This is a genomic window from Devosia sp. (genome assembly GCF_039927955.1).
Classification (GTDB): domain Bacteria; phylum Pseudomonadota; class Alphaproteobacteria; order Rhizobiales; family Devosiaceae; genus Devosia.
The window spans coordinates 1-14,275 of sequence record NZ_JBDSUA010000069.1 but is presented as its reverse complement, the minus strand read 5'-3'; the positions used below and the strand labels follow the sequence as shown (position 1 = coordinate 14,275).

Below are 14,275 nucleotides of genomic sequence, written 5' to 3'. Positions count from 1 at the left end.
CGTAGCAGACAGTCGATGGTCGCTTCATAATGGCAAATGCTCAGGTTACCCCAAACACCTACCCGCAAGAACATCGCCGGCCACGTTTCTCTTTCTTCTCTCTTCACAATGTCAAAAAACCGACCAGGCGGGCAATACCCACAACGTCGTTGGAAGCCAGGCTTCCGATATTCCAGCAACAGTAGACTACGTCCGGTTGCCCGGCAGATCGTCTGCCCTGTCAGAAATCACCAGCAGTGGGAGCAATCAGATCGCTCAACGTCGCCAGTGGCCGGGTTCTAGTTGACTTGCCGAAGCGTGTCAACAACGAACTTTTGAAAGTTTCGAAGGCTTGCTTCGATTCCTTCGACATTTCCTTCACAAAAACTTCTGTGATTTCAATGTCTTGCTGCGACTTCGGAGCGGTTCGTTTGCTCTTTGCTGCAGCGATTGGCGGGTTATAGGGGCAGCCTCCCGATGGGTCAACAGCCAAAATGACGAAACCGACATATTGTCGGAACTATCGCATTCGGCGCCACCGCACGCGGCGCTAAGATATTGATTCAACGATGCTTTACGACACGCATGGCAGCCACCCAAATACCGTCCGAGGGTGTTGACATGCAGCTCGCGGCAAAGTTCTCAGCCGGCAGGGTGGATCAACGCCGTCCAAGCCGTGAGTCGGATCGCGCCGGGCGCCGCAAATGGCAAAGAAAAGCCCGCCCGGCTGGCGCCGAACGGGTCATAATTTCTCGTCGATAACCACTGGTGTCAGTGAACGTGGGCGCCGTTGATCTGGCTGGCTTCATTGGCCAGGTTAAGCAGCGCACTGACCACGTCCTGGGCATAGCTCTTGTCTTCAGGCGTTGCCGCCTTTTCGAGCTCTTCCTGAGCAGTCCTGATCTCGGCTGCCAGCTCGTCGTGATCGAAATCGGCGTAGGGCGAGGCTTCCTCGGCCAGGATGGTCAGGCCTTCGGGCGACACGTCGGCAAAGCCACCGCGCACGAAATAGATATGGCCATGACCATCGGCATTGGTCACCGTGATAAAGCCCGGCTTCAGCGGCGTCATATAGGGGGCATGATCGGCCATGGCAGTGAAATAGCCTTCACTGCCCGGCACAGTGACCGACTTGGCCACTTCCGAGAGCACCAGACGCTCAGGAGATACGATCTCGACCTTGATACCGTCAGCCATGCTTTGCATCCTTTAGCATAGAGCCGGGACATGACATCCAGGCTCCATAAGAGAAAGAGCCCGGGCGGCAACGCCCGGACCGTTATCAGGCTGCCTGTGCGGCCAGCTTCTGCGCCTTCTTGACGGCATCTTCGATGGTGCCGACCATGTAGAACGCAGACTCTGGCAGGTGATCGTACTCGCCGGCCACCAGGCCCTTGAAGCCCTTGATGGTATCTTCGAGCTTGACGAACACGCCGGGCGAACCGGTGAACACTTCAGCCACGTCGAACGGCTGGCTCATGAAGCGCTCGATCTTGCGGGCGCGGGCCACGGTCAGCTTGTCTTCTTCCGACAGTTCATCCATCCCCAGGATGGCGATGATGTCCTGCAGCGCCTTGTACTTCTGCAGGATCTGCTGCACCTGGCGCGCCGTATCGTAGTGCTCCTGGCCAACAACCAGCGGATCAAGGATACGCGAAGTGGAGTCCAGCGGATCCACGGCCGGGTAGATACCCTTTTCCGAGATCGCACGGTTGAGGTTGGTCGTCGCGTCAAGGTGAGCAAACGATGTCGCTGGCGCCGGATCGGTCAGATCGTCGGCCGGCACATACACGGCCTGGATCGAGGTGATCGAGCCCTTGGTCGTGGTGGTGATGCGTTCCTGCATCTGGCCCATGTCGGTGGCCAGCGTCGGCTGGTAACCCACGGCGGACGGGATACGGCCCAGCAGAGCCGACATTTCGGCGCCGGCCTGGGTAAAGCGGAAGATGTTGTCGACAAAGAACAGCACGTCCTGGCCGGCGTCGCGGAAATGTTCCGCCACGGTCAGGCCGGTCAGGGCAACGCGAGCGCGCGCGCCCGGTGGTTCGTTCATCTGGCCGAACACCAGGGCGCATTTGGAACCTGCGGACGAACCGCCGTTTTCATGCGGGTCCTTGTTCACGCCCGATTCGATCATTTCGTGATACAGGTCATTGCCTTCGCGGGTGCGTTCACCCACCCCGGCAAACACCGAATAACCACCATGCGCCTTGGCAACGTTATTGATCAGTTCCTGGATCAGCACGGTCTTGCCCACGCCAGCGCCGCCGAACAGGCCGATCTTGCCGCCACGCGCGTAAGGCGCGATCAGGTCCACGACCTTGATGCCGGTGACCAGAACCTGCGATTCGGGGTTCTGCTCAACAAAGGATGGCGCTTCCTGGTGGATTTCGCGCTTGACGGTTTCACCGATCGGGCCGGCTTCGTCGATCGGCTCGCCGATGACGTTCATGATCCGGCCAAGGGTGGCATCGCCAACCGGCACCGAGATCGAGGAACCGGTGTCGAACACTTCAGCGCCGCGAACCAGACCTTCGGTCAGATCCATGGCAATGGTGCGCACGGTGTTTTCACCAAGGTGCTGGGCAACCTCGAGAACCAGGCGGTTACCGTTATTGGTGGTTTCAAGCGCATTCAGAATTGCGGGCAGGTGTCCGTCAAACGTAACGTCGACGACGGCACCGATGACCTGCGAAACGCGACCGGCCTTTTTGTCTGCCATCTGGGTGTCCTCGGGTTAGAGCGCTTCCGCGCCCGAAATGATTTCAATGAGTTCTTTGGTGATCTGCGCCTGGCGCTGACGGTTGTAGCTGAGCTGCAGCTTGCGGATCATTTCGCCAGCATTGCGCGTCGCATTGTCCATCGCCGACATCTGCGCGCCGTAGAACGACGCGCCGTTTTCAAGCATTGCGCGGAAGATCTGGATGGAAATGCTGCGCGGCAGCAGGGCCTCCAGGATAGCTTCTTCGCTTGGTTCATATTCGTAAGGCACCGAGTTTTCCGCATCGGCTTCCGCCGCGACAAACTTGGCCGGAATGATCTGCTGCGCGGTCGGGATCTGGGCGATCACCGATTGGAACTTGGAATAGAACAGCGTTGCCACATCGAATTCGCCGGCATTGAACAGGGCCAATACCTTTTCGCCGATCTGGGCGGCGTTGACGAAACCGATCTGTTTGACCTCGCGGAAGGTCACGTAGTCGATGATGTTGCTGCCATGGGTGCGCTTGAGCACGTCATTGCCCTTGCGGCCCACAGTCAGGATCTTGACGGTCTTGCCTTCGGCCAAAAGGCGATTGGCATGATCACGCGCCAGGCGTGCGATCGAGGAGTTGAAACCGCCGGCAAGGCCTCGCTCACCGGTGGCGACCACCAGCAGGTGTACCTGATCCTTGCCGGTACCACCCAGCAAAGCCGGCGCGCCTTCGCGCCCTTCATAGGCGGCGCCAAGGCTGGCCAGCACCCGGTCTATGCGTTCGGCATAGGGGCGCGCGGCCTGCGCAGCTTCCTGGGCGCGGCGCAATTTTGCGGCCGCGACCATCTGCATGGCCTTGGTGATCTTCTGGGTCGACTTGACCGAAACGATCCGGTTTTTAAGGTCTTTTAGCGAAGGCATAGGCCTCTACTTTCTAAAACGCTTAAGCCGCGTAGGTCTTCTTGATATCATCGAGCGCTGCCTTGAGCTTGGCGCGCAGATCGTCAGACAGCGCCTTCTCATTGGCGATCGCCGTCAGGATATCGGCATACTTGCCACGCAGCGCCGACAGCACCGTCTTTTCGAAATCGGCGACCTTGTTGACCGGCAGGCTATCGAGATAGCCATTGGCGCCAGCAAAGATCACCGCCACCTGTTCTTCGCTCTTGAGCGGGGAGAACTGGGGTTGCTTCAGCAATTCGGTCAGACGCGCACCGCGATTCAGCAGACGCTGGGTCGAGGCATCGAGATCCGAACCGAACTGGGCGAACGCCGCCATTTCGCGGTACTGGCTGAGCTCACCCTTGAGCGAACCGGCAACCTGCTTCATCGCCTTGATTTGTGCGGCAGAACCCACGCGGGACACCGAGATACCGACGTTCACCGCAGGACGGATGCCCTGGAAGAACAGGTTGGTTTCAAGGAAAATCTGGCCATCAGTGATCGAAATCACGTTGGTCGGGATGTAGGCCGACACGTCGTTGGCCTGGGTTTCGATAACCGGCAAGGCAGTGAGCGAGCCAAGACCGTGGTCTTCGTTCAGCTTGGCGGCGCGTTCGAGCAGGCGCGAGTGCAGGTAGAACACGTCGCCCGGATAGGCTTCGCGGCCCGGCGGACGACGCAGCAGCAGGCTCATCTGACGGTAGGCAACAGCCTGCTTGGTCAGATCGTCATAGGCGATCACCGCATGCATGCCATTGTCGCGGAAAAACTCGCCGATGGCGCAGCCGGTAAACGGGGCGATGTACTGCAGCGGCGCCGGATCGGACGCGGTTGCAGCAACCACCACCGAATATTCCATGGCGCCAGCTTCTTCGAGCTGACGCACGAACTGGGCAACGGTCGAACGCTTCTGACCCACGGCAACGTAGATGCAATAGAGCTTGTCGGTTTCCGAAGCATTGGCGGCGTGAGCCGGCTTCTGGTTCAGGAAGGTGTCGAGAATAACCGCAGTCTTGCCGGTCTGGCGATCGCCAATGATCAGCTCGCGCTGGCCACGGCCGATCGGGATCAGCGCATCGATGGCCTTGAGGCCAGTCGACATCGGCTCATGCACCGACTTGCGCGGCAGGATGCCCGGCGCCTTGACGTCGACGCGGCGGCGCTCGGTGTGAACAATCGGACCCTTGCCATCGATCGGATTGCCCAGACCGTCGACGACGCGGCCAAGCAGGCCCTTGCCGACGGGGGTATCAACGATCGAGCCGGTGCGCTTGACGACGTCACCTTCCTTGATCGAACGGTCATTGCCGAAGATCACGACGCCGACATTGTCGGATTCAAGGTTCAGCGCCATGCCCATGATGGCGCCCGGGAACTCAACGAGCTCACCGGCCTGCACGGCATCCAGGCCATAGACACGAGCAATGCCGTCACCGACGGACAGCACCTGACCGACTTCGGAAACCTGGGCTTCCTGGCCGAAATTCTTGATCTGGTCCTTGAGGATCGCAGAAATTTCAGCAGCTTTGATGTCCATTTATCCGACCTCTTTCATGGCGATCTTCATCGCGGTCAATTTCGTCTTGAGTGAACTGTCGATCAGTTGCGATCCGACCTTGACCTGCAGGCCACCGATCAGCGAAGCGTCGACAAACTGGTTGAGCGTGACGGTCTTGCCAACCTTGGCCTTGAGCGCATCGGCGAGCTGGGCCGCCTGCTCTTTGGTCAAGGCGACTGCCGACGTCACATCGGCGGAGATTTCACCGCGCGCCGCAGCAGCCAGTGCGCGAAACGCGATGATGATCTGTGGCAGGGCAAACAGCCGGCCCTTCTGCGCCACGAGGCGCACAAAGTTTGCCACCAACTGGTTGGTTTGGGCTTTACTCAAAATAGCGTCGATAGCCGAAGCCTTGACGTCGCCGGTAATCACCGGCGAGCCGAGGAAGCGCGAGAAATCATCGCTTTCGCCAATCAGCCGGGAAATGTCGGAAAGACCGGTTTCAACCGATGCAAGCTGGTTTTCGCTCTGGGCGAGATCGAACAGCGCCGACGCATATGGCCGGGCAATCTGTACAAGCACTGAATTCTGCGCTGCCAATGCCGCATCACCCTCTTGGTTCCTGCCCGCTGAACCCGCATATGTTGCGAAAACCGGGCGGTCGCTGACGCTGAAAATTCTTGATCGACGAGGCCGTCCGGAGACCCTGCCGAGATTGCGCCTGCACTAACACAAGCACTGCGCGGCTTGCAAGGCTTGCAGCCGAGATTCATCGGGGGTGAAAGTGTCGCAGGGCACAAGATTTCCCGCATGGCTTGATCACGCCCGTGCGGGCCTGCATATCTATAGTGGCGAGGGAGGCAAAGATGCGGATTTGGGCTTGGCTGGCGGGAGCTGCCGTATTTTTGGTTCTGGCAAGTGGTGCGGCAGCCGCGGCCATTCCCGGCCCACAGCGCGCCTTGTGTCCACAGTGCTTTGGACTGATCGCAATTGGGGACGATGCCTTTACCGACGACCCCGCCCAGGCCGATCACTTCCGGCAGTTGATGGCCACCGCTGACAGCGCAATTGCCGAATTCTACGGCTCGTTGCAAAGCCACCCGCGCTATGTGCTTTGCACGCGCCCACAATGCCTCGCAACGTTTGGCGGCGGCTCGACGGGGATAACGTATGGCTGGCAGCTGATCCGCATCGCCCCGCAGGGGCTGCGGCCCGCTATCCTCACCCATGAGCGCCTGCACGCCGAACTCGCCGCCCGCCTCGGCTGGCGCGGCCTGTGGAGCGAACCGGTTCCCGTCTGGTTCAATGAAGGACTAGCGACCTATCTGGCGCACGACGACCGCTTCAACCAGCCCTATACCGCCGCCGATATCGCCTGGATCAAGCATGCCGTTGATCGCGTGGCGTGGAACCAGTTGCTGGCGGAGCGGGACTGGATCGCCGGTTATGGCGCCGCCGCTGCAGCGGTGGCCGAACTCAACCACCATATCGGCCGAAATGGTCTGCGCGACCTCCTGGACATGGTCGCGGGCGGCGAAACCTTTGACGCGGCACTGAAGGATCTGTTGCCTACATGAAGCTCTGCGGATCGATATCGACCTGCACGCGCAGGTTGCCAGTGGTTTTCTCGGCCGAACCGATCCAGAACCGCACATAGCCGGAGAGGTCGAAGTCCTTGCCGCTCTGCGCCAGGAGGCGTACCCGGTGCCGCCCGCGCACCATGGCCACTGGCGCATCGGCGGGGCCGAACAGCTTGACCCCATCGGCCATTGGCGCGGCGCTCAGCAGCTTTTTGGCATAGCCCATCGCCACGTCATGCTCGCTGGCCGACACGATCAGCGCCGCCAGCCGGCCAAAGGGCGGCAATCCGCCCGCTTCTCGCGCCGCCAGTTCGTGGGCATAAAACGCCTCGCGGTCGCCGGTGACCATGGCCCGCATTACTGCATGATCGGGATGATAGGTCTGCAACATGGCCTTGCCCGTGCGTGAGGCGCGGCCGGCCCGGCCCGCCACCTGGGTCAAAATCTGGAAGGTCTTTTCCGCCGCCCGCGGATCGCCATGCGCCAGCCCCAGATCAGCATCGAGCACACCAACCAGTGTCAGTTTTTCGAAATGGTGCCCCTTGGCCACCAGTTGCGTACCGATGATCAGATCGTACTCGCCCTTTTCGATCTCGGAAAAACGGTCCCGCAAATGCGCATTGCTGCCCATGTCCGACGACAGGATCACCCGCCGTGCATCGTTAAACCGCGCGGCGGCTTCTTCGGCGATCCGCTCTATCCCCGGCCCCACCGCGACCAGCGCATCGACCGCCCCACAGGCGCCGCAATCCTTGGGAATCTTTTGTTCATGCCCACAATGGTGACAGGCCAGTACCCCGCGAAACCGGTGCTCCACCAGCCAGGCCGAACAATCAGGACATTGATATTGGTGCCCGCATTGCCGGCACAATGTAAGCGGTGCATACCCGCGCCGGTTGAGGAACAGCAGCGCCTGCTCGCCCCGGTCCAGCGTGGCAAAAATCTCGCGCGCCAGTTTGGGGGCGATCCACTGGCCCTTTTCCGGCCCCTCCTCGCGCATGTCGATGGCAGTGATATTGGGCATCGCCGCTGCCGCGAACCGCGCATTGAGCATCACATGCGAATAGCGCCCCTGATTGGCATTGTTGCGCGTCTCCACCGATGGCGTCGCCGAGGACAGGATCACCCGCGCCCCGGCCAGATGCGCCCGCACCACCGCCATGTCACGGGCATGATAGGTAATGCCATCGGCCTGTTTATAGGCGCCGTCATGCTCTTCATCGAGCACCAGTATGCCCAGTTCGCGAAATGGCAGGAACAGCGCCGAGCGTGCCCCGACGACCGCCCGCACCGTGCCATCGAGCACGCCGCGCCAGACGCGGGCGCGTTGCGCCGGGGTCATATCGGAGTGCCATTCGGCAGGCCTGGTACCAAAGCGTTTGGTGAAGCGCGCCAGAAAGGTGTGCGTCAGCGCAATCTCCGGTAGCAGGATCAGCGCCTGCCGTCCGGCCCGCAGCGTATCGGCCACCGCCTCGAAAAACACCTCGGTCTTGCCGCCCCCGGTCACCCCGTCGAGCAGCGCCACGCCGAACTGCAGTGGATCGATCTGGCGGATCTGCTCCAGCGCCGCCTGTTGCCCGCCATTGAGCACCGCCACGCCTTCATCCGGGTCCGGCGGCATGACAATCGGCGGCGGCGCGATCTCGAGCCGCTCGATTGCCCCCGCCCGTTCCAGCCCCTCGATCACCGACGGCGAAACCCCGGTCGCCCCAACCAGCGCCGCTTTGGGCCAAACCTGATCGTCCATCAGCGCATCAAGCACCCGCAATCGCGCCGGCGTCAGCCGCTCCGGCTCATGGCCGGTGCGCCGGAATGCCACGATCGGCCGCTCCGGCTCCAGCGCCTCGGTCGAGCGCAGCACCGCCCGCAACACCGCGCCGGGCGCCGCCAGCGTATAGCGCGCCACCCAATCGACGAGCTTGAGCAATTCTTCGGACAGCGCCGGCACGTCGAACGCCTGCGCGATGTCCTTGAGCCGGTTATGGGCAAAACTATCCTTGGGCGCGCCCCAGACCACGCCCAGCGTCAGCCGCGGCCCCAGCGGCACAGCCACGATCGAGCCGCGCTGCACCACCATGCCGGCCGGCACCCGATAGGAATACGGCCCTTCGACGGCCACGCTGACCATCACCGCCACGATGTCGGGAAGCTGTTCCATTTGTGCCCGTTCTGTTCTGGACACATAGATAAGGATGGAAACCGATTCGGCCAACCAAACGGCTTAGAAATGGCCTTTAAGCCCGCCGGTCAGTTCCAGCGTCTGCAGTTCACCCGCCCCTGCATCGCTGCTGTGGATGGTTCTGTTGCCCGTGACGGTGTCATAATAGTCGGACTGACCACGCTGCCGGAAGATGGCGCTGTAGCGCGCGTCGATGAAGAGTTGCACATTTGGCCCCAAGGCAAATCCAAGATCGCTGCCGGCAGTAAAGGTTGGCGCAAACCCCAGCTGATCGATCACTTGCAGGTGGCGCATCCAGTGATCGTCGGTAGTGCGGGCATAGGTTGTCACCCCGCCGCGCAGCATGCCGCCCCAGCGCACCCCGCCATAGTCGACGTCACCATCGACACCGACAAACAGTTCGGGCAATTGCTGGCGATAGGTGATGCCCGGGGCGCCGGCGGCAAAATCGCCGAACTGATTGCGGAATCCGCCATTGCTGTAGATGTATGAACCGCCATAGGCGCTCCATTTCACATCGGTATATTTCACCCCGCCACTGACCCGCAGTGTCGACTGGCCGTCATTGACCAGGTCATAGCCGGCCGAAAGGCTGCCGGTAAAATAATGATCGAGCTTGGTATCGTTATGCTGGGAGCGATCGGTCCAGGCATTGTCGGCGTCCGAGCCACCCAACCAGTCATAATCTTCCATATAACTGCTGCCAAACGCTGCGGTACTACCCTCGACGCGCACGCTGAAGCCATTGCCGACATTGACCGCCAGGCTGCCGCGCAGCATTGGCACCTTGCTCTGCCAGTTCAACTGGCTGAGTTTATAGTCACCGATATACACGTATTCCTTGCCCTGCAGGTACATCGCCCCAAACGCGGCATCGAAGCGCACGCTGTCACTGCTGGCAGTGTAGCGCAGGTCGCGCGATGCATCGAAATCGTCATTGCCGAAATAGTCGGGCGATTGAGCCAATACGCCCGGCGCCAAACTGAGAAGAGCCAAAGCTGAAAGGGTCAGTCGGACAAACACGATGGGCTCCACGCTGCAGCGCTCACCCTCGCCCGATCCGGTTAAAGTTTGGTTTACCATAACGCCGGTCCGCGCCCTGCTGACACGCCCTGTCATCAACCTGGCCTAATTTGATCGCCAGGAGGATTTGTGATGACCGCTTTTGCCCCCGCCGCATCTGGCGAACAGATCATTGTCGACGCCGTCAGCCGCCTCGGCCTGCTGCCAGTTATGCGCACCGCCATTGGCGCCTGGTGGCGCCGCCCGCGCCTGCCCCAGCCCCTGCCCGACAGCTTGCGCGCTGATTTTGGCCTCTCTTCGCCGCCGGTGATCCACTACCCGTCCTGCCCCGCCGAGATCCGCTTTCACTACCGCTGAAGCGATCATCATCGGCTACGCTTTGCTAACCGCGACTCGTCTATCCTGCCGCCATGACCGAAACCGCTTTTGCCACCGACGAAGCCCTCAAGCTGCACATCGCGCATTGGCAGCGCGAACTGGGCTCGGTCAAACGCCTGGCCGAAAACACGCTGGAAGCCTATTCCCGCGACCTCGGCCAGTTTCTCAATTTCCTGGCCGGCCACACCGGCGGCACCGTCACCATTGCCACGTTGTCCGCCTTGCGTGGCGCTGATATTCGCGCCTTCATGGCGGTGCGGCGCGAGGAAAGCCTTGGCTCCCGCTCGCTGGCGCGGGTGCTGTCAGCGCTCAAATCCTTCTTCAAGTTTTTGGAACGCGACGGGGTGATGGCCACCGAGGCACTCAATGTCATCCGCACCCCCAAAATTCCCAAATCGCTGCCCAAGGCCCTGACTGTCAGTGAAGCCAAGCAGACCATTGCCACCACCGCCGAGATGGAAGAGCGCCCCTGGGTCGCGGCCCGCGACATGGCGGTGTTGGCGCTGTGTTATGGCGCGGGCCTGCGCATTGCCGAAGCCCTCGCCGTCACCCGCGGCGATCTCGAAGGCAATTCCATCCGCGTCACCGGCAAGGGCGGCAAGATCCGCCTGGTGCCGCTGATCGACACTGTCCGCACCATGATTGAAACCTATCTCGGCCTCTGCCCATTCAAGCTCTGGCCCGACGATCCGCTGTTTCGCGGCGTCAAAGGCGGGGTGCTGTCGCCTCGGCTGATCCAGATGCGTGTCGTACAGCTCCGCTCGGCGCTCGGCCTGCCGCCTTCAGCCACACCCCATGCGCTGCGCCATTCTTTTGCCACCCATCTGCTCGGCCGGGGTGGCGATCTGCGCGCCATCCAGGAACTATTGGGCCATGCATCGCTCTCCACCACGCAGATCTATACCGCCGTCGACACCGATCGCCTGCTGGAAAGTTACCGCAAGGCGCATCCTCGGGCTTGATGCGGGAGCTAAAGACCCGCACGATGGGGCCCGCTCGAATGACTATGAAAGCGCCGCGTCTGACCTTCGTGGTACTTAACCTTGGCCGACCTGACAACCGAACGCGAAGCGAACGAGGCTGGTGAAGGCAGCGCGTCTGTTTCAGTCGCCGAATAACGCCGATGCATTTTGGAAATTCAATGGATTTAGCAAACAGGCAAACCTATCCATTTGTCCGACAAAACATTGTCAAAATAAACGGCAACGAAACGACATCGAGTGGGGGGATGAGCGTTTTCGCCACGAGCGAATACTCTGACATTAGGGACGGTGGATATACATTAACTAGAACTGGTGAAAGGTTTTCTCTGTTCGATGAGCTAAAGAAATGCTGCTTATTTGGTCCTAGTGGCGTTTTTGAAGCATTCTCAAATGTAAGTTTACATATTGATATAAAGTTCAAAATAGGCCGAATTTCCATTGTTAATCTCGACGATCTTCTTCCTAAGGCACTATTGTTACCGGAGCTTGTTGTCGTAGCCCACCCTATTTCCGCGGGAATTGCTGGCAATGTCTCAAAGGGCGAATTCATATTTCCTCATCTTCAGTTCACCGGACCAAGGCAAGTGAACGTCACAGCATCGGCTTTTGAGAACTGCCCACAAGGGTTTCAGCCGAGTTCATATTTCGAATTATACCTGGCATTTTCTTCAGAAGATCGTGCCGTTCAGCTTCTTCACAAATCAATTATTGAATTTTCGAAGAACAGGGCAAACTTCGCGATTGTATATCTTTATGCTGCCATTGAGTCGGCCGTCACTATTCTGTCGGGTGAAGATGATGGCAAGGTGTCCAGTCGGCTGCACCAATTCGCAGGAAAAATTGAACGATTATCTCCAGATACTGCTGTGATAGTTAAAAGGCTTAAAAAGAAAATCGAGGAGAGGATTGTAAAAAGGCGAGGTGATTTTGCCCATCGAGGACTGGATCTTACCCAATTTGACCTATTGCCTTGTTACGAGACAGCACTCGAGTTTTTTTGGTATTATTCCGAATTTAAAAACGTAAATTCCCGTTTTTCTGAATGAAAATTTCACGAATGCTGGTGGACACGGATGCTCCCGCTGAGCGACACGGCGGCAATCTCAGCCACACCAAAACAATTCGCATCCTACCTACTTTACGCGATCCGGCCCATGGGGGTATCAACCCGCCATGTCCGCGCGCACCATCCTCATTAAAACCATTCTCATTCTTGGCACCCCTCGGGTCCGGGACGAGCGCTGACATCTAGCGACTTCGATTTCACCGGCCCGCCATCAGGCGCTCCGGTGACATGATGGCGGGCACACAAGGGACGACCCCGATGGCCTCGCCTGCCCCCTCCCCCGCTGCCGCCGCCCGCAATGCCCAACTGCTGGGCCTCGCCCTTGCTTTGCTGGGCGCAGCATTCTTTGCCACCAAGGGCATCGTCATCAAGCTGGCGATGCTCGAACAGGTCGATGCGGTCACTACCCTGACCTGGCGCATGATCGTGGCCGTGCCGATTTTCGTCACCGTCGGTCTCCTGGGCTATCGCCGCCGACTGGCGCAGCGATCCGTCGGGGCGCCGCCGGTGCTGGATCGGCGCAGCGCGCTGTCCGCCCTGGGCGTCGGCGTGCTCGGCTATTACGTCGCCAGCTATCTGGATTTTTCGGCGCTGACCTACATCACCGCCCAGCTCGATCGGCTGATCCTGTTGACCTACCCCTTCTTCGTCGTGGCCTTCGGCGCAATCTTTTTCAAGCGCCGCATCACCCCCGCGATGATCGTCTCGCTGCTGGTCAGCTATGGCGGCATCGCCTTGATCTTCTGGCGCGATTTTGCCGTCGAAGGCGACAATGTGCTGCTCGGTTCGGCACTGGTCTTCGGCTCGGCCATTGCCTATGCCGGCTACCAGATCCTGGCCAAGCCATTGATCGATCGCATGGGCGCCCAGCTGTTTACCTCCATCGCCATGAGCGCCGCGGGGCCTGCCGTGGTCGCGCATTTCCTCGCCACCCATCCGCTGAGCGCATTGGCGGTCAATGGCCATGCCCTGCTGTTGATGCTGACCATCGGCACCGTTTCCACCGTGCTGCCGGCCTATTGCATCTCGACCGCCATTGGCCTGATCGGTTCGGAGCGCACGGCAATTGTTGGCAATATCTCGCCGGTGGTGACGGTCGGGCTGGCCATCGGCGTGCTGGGCGAAGCCTTTACGCCTTGGCACGCTGCCGGAACCGTGCTGGTATTGGCAGGCGTCTGGCTGTTCTCGCGCAAGCAGAAGCCTGCTGCCGGGGCGCCCCAGACCACCATTGCGGCGCAGACGACCTGATGGTCCGCGCCGGTTAACAATATTTGCATGACCGCTTCTTGCCGCAGAAAAGCCGCTGTAATGTAAATCTCTGCGCTGCTGGATCAGCCCTTGGGAGGGAACACATGAACTATGCCAGATTTCTTTTGAACGGCACGGTGCTGGGGCTTGCCCTGACCCTGGTTGCCGCCACGCCGGGCTTTGCCGAAAAGACCACGCCGCCCGCCGCAGCCACTGCCGCCAGCATCGACTTTGGCGATGACACCAGCGAGTGGGCCAAGGATGGCGAGTGCGACGATCCGCGCTTTACCGGACAGGGCGCGGCCTCCGAACTGGTCGCAGCCGATATCAAGAAAGACGCCACCGACTGCAAGGCGGCCTTTGATGCCGGCACGGTAACGCTCAAGGACGGCGCCCCCACCACGCCGGCCACCACCAACACCCCGGCGGTCGCCACGACCGGTGCTGCCGTTGACTTCGGCGATGACACCAGCGAATGGTCCAAGGACGGCGAATGCGACGATCCGCGCTTTACCGGCACCGGCGTTTCGTCCGATCCGTCGGCTGTCGATATCAAGAAGGACGCCACCGATTGCGAGGCAGCCGTCAAGGCCGGCACGGCAACCGCCAAGGATGGCGCCGCGCCGACCGCGACGACCGACACTCCAGCCACGCCGGCAACCACCGACACCCCCGCCTCCACTGCAGCCGTCGATTTCGGTGAT

13 protein-coding genes are annotated in these 14,275 nt (G+C 60.4%); 6 read left to right on the top strand and 7 right to left on the bottom strand.

What is annotated here, in order from left to right; translation table 11 throughout:
• Positions 1–750 precede the first annotated feature (750 nt).
• The 5 genes from ABIT12_RS16645 to ABIT12_RS16625 all read right to left on the bottom strand — a co-directional run bounded on the left by ABIT12_RS16645 (position 751) and on the right by ABIT12_RS16625 (position 5,696).
• Entirely contained in the window at positions 751–1,176 is a 426-nt protein-coding gene (locus ABIT12_RS16645) for a F0F1 ATP synthase subunit epsilon (RefSeq protein WP_348045854.1), read from the bottom strand.
• An 85-nt stretch (positions 1,177–1,261) separates the two neighbouring features.
• Complete coding sequence (atpD, locus tag ABIT12_RS16640) at positions 1,262–2,701, bottom strand: F0F1 ATP synthase subunit beta (protein ID WP_348045852.1); 1,440 nt, start codon at positions 2,699–2,701, stop codon at positions 1,262–1,264.
• Between the two features lie 15 nt (positions 2,702–2,716).
• Positions 2,717–3,595: a F0F1 ATP synthase subunit gamma gene (locus tag ABIT12_RS16635; protein WP_348045850.1), complete on the bottom strand. Its 879-nt coding sequence runs from the start codon at positions 3,593–3,595 to the stop codon at positions 2,717–2,719.
• 22 nt (positions 3,596–3,617) lie between these two features.
• Positions 3,618–5,153 carry a F0F1 ATP synthase subunit alpha gene (atpA, locus tag ABIT12_RS16630; protein ID WP_348045848.1) on the bottom strand — a complete coding sequence of 512 codons (1,536 nt, stop codon included), beginning with the start codon at positions 5,151–5,153 and terminating at the stop codon, positions 3,618–3,620.
• Complete coding sequence (locus tag ABIT12_RS16625; protein ID WP_348045846.1) at positions 5,154–5,696, bottom strand: F0F1 ATP synthase subunit delta; 543 nt, start codon at positions 5,694–5,696, stop codon at positions 5,154–5,156. It abuts the gene before it with no gap.
• Positions 5,697–5,980: 284 nt separating this feature from the next.
• Between ABIT12_RS16625 and ABIT12_RS16620 the strand changes: the two genes are divergently transcribed.
• Positions 5,981–6,691 (top strand): hypothetical protein, encoded by a 711-nt coding sequence (locus ABIT12_RS16620; protein ID WP_348045844.1) that lies wholly within the window; start codon positions 5,981–5,983, stop codon positions 6,689–6,691.
• Here the strand turns inward: ABIT12_RS16620 and ABIT12_RS16615 are convergent.
• Together ABIT12_RS16615 and ABIT12_RS16610 are read right to left on the bottom strand one after the other, a co-directional pair.
• Complete coding sequence (locus ABIT12_RS16615) at positions 6,684–8,852, bottom strand: primosomal protein N' (protein ID WP_348045842.1); 2,169 nt, start codon at positions 8,850–8,852, stop codon at positions 6,684–6,686. The two genes, ABIT12_RS16620 and ABIT12_RS16615, sit on opposite strands and share 8 nt — an antisense overlap.
• Positions 8,853–8,915: 63 nt before the next feature.
• Positions 8,916–9,896, bottom strand: a complete 981-nt coding sequence (locus ABIT12_RS16610) for an omptin family outer membrane protease (RefSeq protein WP_348063378.1) — start codon at positions 9,894–9,896, stop codon at positions 8,916–8,918.
• A gap of 132 nt (positions 9,897–10,028) precedes the next feature.
• Between ABIT12_RS16610 and ABIT12_RS16605 the strand changes: the two genes are divergently transcribed.
• The 5 genes from ABIT12_RS16605 to ABIT12_RS16585 form a co-directional block, all read left to right on the top strand.
• Positions 10,029–10,253 carry a hypothetical protein gene (locus ABIT12_RS16605; RefSeq protein WP_348045838.1) on the top strand — a complete coding sequence of 75 codons (225 nt, stop codon included), beginning with the start codon at positions 10,029–10,031 and terminating at the stop codon, positions 10,251–10,253.
• Positions 10,254–10,306: 53 nt separating this feature from the next.
• Positions 10,307–11,236, top strand: a complete 930-nt coding sequence (locus ABIT12_RS16600) for a tyrosine recombinase XerC (protein ID WP_348045836.1) — start codon at positions 10,307–10,309, stop codon at positions 11,234–11,236.
• Positions 11,237–11,415: 179 nt separating this feature from the next.
• The gene (locus tag ABIT12_RS16595; RefSeq protein WP_348045834.1) at positions 11,416–12,303 is read left to right on the top strand and encodes a hypothetical protein; all 888 of its coding nucleotides are present in this window, start codon (positions 11,416–11,418) and stop codon (positions 12,301–12,303) included.
• Positions 12,304–12,581: 278 nt separating this feature from the next.
• On the top strand, positions 12,582–13,571 hold the full coding sequence (locus ABIT12_RS16590) for a DMT family transporter (protein WP_348045832.1): 990 nt from the start codon (positions 12,582–12,584) through the stop codon (positions 13,569–13,571).
• Positions 13,572–13,675: 104 nt separating this feature from the next.
• Positions 13,676–14,275, top strand: a 600-nt coding sequence (locus tag ABIT12_RS16585) for a hypothetical protein (RefSeq protein ID WP_348045830.1), incomplete at its 3' end; no start/stop codon positions are given.